The sequence below is a fragment of the Flavobacterium sp. genome, from assembly GCF_049318185.1.
Lineage (GTDB): Bacteria > Bacteroidota > Bacteroidia > Flavobacteriales > Flavobacteriaceae > Flavobacterium.
Genome location: NZ_JBMOGV010000178.1, coordinates 1 through 3,045 on the forward strand (window position 1 = coordinate 1; position 3,045 = coordinate 3,045).

The window sequence follows — 3,045 nt, forward strand, 5'->3', positions numbered from 1 at the left end:
TTAGTCAGCTGTTTTAAACGGGCTTGATAAGATTGGAAATAATTTCTTTTAGTGTTTTCTTTCAGAAAAGAAGCAGCTACCATTTTTTCAACTAAATCTGATTGGGTAATCATCAATGCCATAATTTCCTGAAAATTCTTTTCACTGATGGCAGCTTTCTCTGCTAGTTTAGCAAATTGTAAACCGATTTTGCCTTGGGCTAGATTTCTAGGTAGTAGACCATCATCTAATGCAAAGTCTTTATCTTCTATATGGATACTGCTATTTAGTAAGTCATATGCAGGGCTCAGTCGATAGTCGCCATAAGGTGTTTCTAATATAGAGAAATTTTTAAAGTGTGCATCTCCATTTGAAAAAAGATAATTAAACACAAGTATTCTTAAAAGTTTTGGCGCTTCTATCTTGTAAGTTGTTAAATAGTTGCGCATTAATTCAAATATATCTAAATAATTCCCGAGATACTTGTAATGTTCTCCATGTGTTTGCGGGGTTCTTTTTGCTAAGGAAGCAAAGTCGTCTTGAGCTAATTTTGAACCATCCTCTTTTACATCAAACCTTTTTGTGATGTATGCAGGTGTGCCATCTTTAAAAAATATCAATGCATTTTCTGCAGTCTCTATTCCATAAACCTGACGGGCAATTTGCATGGTTAGATGCTCATTGGCAGGCATTTGATCTGGCTTTTTACCGGCACCTGGAATTGGTTTCAGAATATAAGTCCCTTGTTCATTTTCATTAATAAGCCTTAACTTGTTTTTGTCGAGCAATACAGAAAATTTTTCTTGTACACCTGATATCGACATGCGATTTCGATTCTCTTCAAATAGCTGATTAGTTGCTGTGTTGGATGCTGGAGAATCGTACGACAAAACATGATGCACCTTCTTGCCCTGAAAAACTCTATTCAAAGCTGTTCTGCTATAGGTAGTAAAACCTTTAGATAATGTACCCGGACAATATGTAATTGCTGGTATGCTCATTAATTTTCTAGTTTAATAATTCTAACGGCACCTATGCTGTCATTTTTTGCAGTAGTCATAAGCAATCCGAAATAGTCCTCTCTGTCGATTCTATTTAATTGGCATACCACTTGCTTATTAGAACCTTCTGGAAGCAGGCTGTAAAAAAATGGAAACAGGTATTTAGCATGAAATTCCTTTTCGTTTTTAGGCAAAGTTAAACTGATACTTTGCCTATCGCTATTGGCTACCCAGTTTTCGTGATAATGAAATGAGAAAGAACCATCATCGTGTTGGGTCAAGATACCCGCTTCTTCATTTTTGAATAAAACTTTGGCTTTTCTCATATTGAATGCGTTATATTTTTAATTCTTAGGCAAATCTCCATGCCCAACACATCAGATAGCTTATGTAATGTTTTCAGCGTAGGATTACCTTTACCGCTTTCAAACTGTTTTAAAGTTCTCAATCCAACACCTGATAGTTCTGCCAACTCCTCCTGTGTTACTTGTAGTGCTTCCCTACGCTCTTTTATGGTTTTTATTAATTCTATAAAGTGCATCATAAAGCATTATTTTATGCAAATCTAATACAATTTTCTAAAAATACAATATAAAGAGCAGTAAAGCGCACTATATTATACTCTTTTTGCTTTTTGTATGCAATTGTATTAAATAGTGCAGCTTATGGCACTATTATTTTGAATAGGAGTATTTCTCTTAGTTTTTGCTGTAATGGTGGTAACGTTTTGGGGCTACGCTATGGGCGGGACTTTTACCACAAAACTTGATTTGAAATCCGCCCCGGCGGATGATTCACCATCCCGATGCATCGGGATCTGCAGAGTATTGAACCGCAGCTTTTGCCAAACCTGTACGTGTTTTATCTGAATGTATAGCTAAATTTAGCAAAGGACTTAAATTTGATAGTTTTGTCTAAAAGGTCATCTTTATCTAACTTCATATTCATTCTGCTTTTTGTTATTAGTCCATTGTCATTGTAACTATAATAGTAAGAAGCCGCATTGTTTCTTACTATCTCGGTCAAATTACCCTTATTGTCATATGAATAGTTAATTGAGCCTTTGTTAGCCATTGAAGAATAATTGCTATTCAGCTTTTCAACCTCCTTTACGATTTTACCATTTTTGTTATAAAAATAATATCGGTCAGAATATATAATACCTGTTGTGTCTATCTCATTTTGGAAAACCGTTTCTACACTATTTGAAATTCTATTTAAGCTGTCAAATTTATTTATAGTTACTCTTTTATTATAGTAGCCTAATCCATAGTTTGAAACAATAACAGTTTTGAAAATGTTCCCATTTAAATCATATTCATAATTATAAGAAATTGGTAGTTGACTCGAAGAATCTTTAATCAATTTGTCGTCTGAATAAGACTTAAAAAACTTTACTGTATCAACTCGTTTATACCGATAATCATTTTCGATTCTATATATTAGGTCGCCGTGAGTATTTGTAAAAAAGTAGTATTCAAGAAGAAGTTTACCGCCTGAATCTATTATGGATTCCTTTGTTAATAAGCCGTCTTTATCGAAGTGATAAGTTGATTTAGATGAACTTTTACCGCTTGGAAATGACATCTCTATTGTTACAGTTTTAATTTTATTGGTTTTAATTATGGATTTGTTATAAGTATAATCAAAAAAAGTTTGATCGTCATTTGCGATTTGTCCAATGGCAAGAACCGCTGGAATTAAAAATGATATTAGAATTGTAAATTTTTTCATAAAATGATTGTTTATGTTTTCTGGCTGGCGGAGATCGCTATTTTCACTATCCGCCAGAGTCGGACTGATGCGGAGTGCGCCCCGGTGTATGATTATCCATCCCGATGCATCGGGATCAGCAGAACACTTAACCGAAACTTTTGCCAACCCCTCGTTATCAGTTGGCTGTTTTCTTATGTTTTATTATATTCCAAATTAATGTGGCTGATAGGCCTGTTAATAGGGCAAATAATTTTTCAAAATTCGTTTTCGCGAAAAGGTTTCCTACTGTATTTAGTATAAATAGTGCAAAGAAAATCCATAGAATTAAATTTACAGTTTTATTGGGAAA

General features: G+C 34.0%; 4 protein-coding genes. All 4 read right to left on the reverse strand.

The features are described from left to right. Positions 1-980, reverse strand: a 980-nt coding sequence (locus tag ACOYLT_RS11115) for a HipA domain-containing protein (RefSeq protein ID WP_422853914.1), incomplete at its 3' end; no start/stop codon positions are given. Continuing rightward, a complete protein-coding gene (locus ACOYLT_RS11120) occupies positions 980-1,306 on the reverse strand; it encodes a HipA N-terminal domain-containing protein (RefSeq protein WP_422853915.1) in 327 nt (108 codons plus the stop codon). The genes ACOYLT_RS11120 and ACOYLT_RS11115, both read right to left, overlap by 1 nt. Continuing rightward, positions 1,303-1,524: a helix-turn-helix domain-containing protein gene (locus ACOYLT_RS11125; RefSeq protein ID WP_422853916.1), complete on the reverse strand. Its 222-nt coding sequence runs from the start codon at positions 1,522-1,524 to the stop codon at positions 1,303-1,305. Before ACOYLT_RS11125 ends, ACOYLT_RS11120 begins: the two co-directional genes overlap by 4 nt. A 317-nt stretch (positions 1,525-1,841) precedes the next feature. After that, positions 1,842-2,861: a hypothetical protein gene (locus ACOYLT_RS11130; RefSeq protein WP_422853917.1), complete on the reverse strand. Its 1,020-nt coding sequence runs from the start codon at positions 2,859-2,861 to the stop codon at positions 1,842-1,844. Positions 2,862-3,045 lie beyond the last annotated feature (184 nt).

Excerpts from the sequence above, each read along its gene's own strand:
- ACOYLT_RS11120 (WP_422853915.1), bottom strand. The coding sequence starts at position 1,306 with ATGAGAAAAGCCAAAGTTTTATTCAAAAATGAAGAAGCGGGTATCTTG.
- ACOYLT_RS11125 (WP_422853916.1), bottom strand. The coding sequence starts at position 1,524 with ATGATGCACTTTATAGAATTAATAAAAACCATAAAAGAGCGTAGGGAA.